Consider the following 253-nt stretch of genomic DNA (forward strand, 5'->3'; position numbering starts at 1 on the left):
CAATTGTCTGGCAACCGGACCTTCCTGACCTTTGCTTTCGGCTGCCTGATGGTATAGGGCTACACCGGATTCAACATCATAAGCACTAACCACATGCAGGGCTTCAAATAATGTCCCCTTACAGGTTTTTTTTAGCCTTCTCCGCTGTATTATGCGGCGCTTCTGGCTGGAAATCGATTCAGGAATTTGGGGAGTTACAGAGCGAGTGGCTTAAACAATACACGCATTTTACTCACGGTATTCCCCGTCGTCA

General features: G+C 47.8%; 2 pseudogenes. One reads left to right on the forward strand and one right to left on the reverse strand.

What is annotated here, in order from left to right:
• Nucleotides 1-135, reverse strand: a pseudogene (locus EAE90_RS23505) (ISAs1 family transposase); the annotation flags it as partial.
• Here EAE90_RS23505 and EAE90_RS23510 point away from each other — a divergent pair.
• Nucleotides 129-253, forward strand: a pseudogene (locus EAE90_RS23510) (transposase family protein); the annotation flags it as partial. The pseudogenes EAE90_RS23505 and EAE90_RS23510 sit on opposite strands and share 7 nt — an antisense overlap.

The sequence above is a fragment of the Photorhabdus caribbeanensis genome, assembly GCF_018448885.1.
Classification (GTDB): domain Bacteria; phylum Pseudomonadota; class Gammaproteobacteria; order Enterobacterales; family Enterobacteriaceae; genus Photorhabdus; species Photorhabdus caribbeanensis.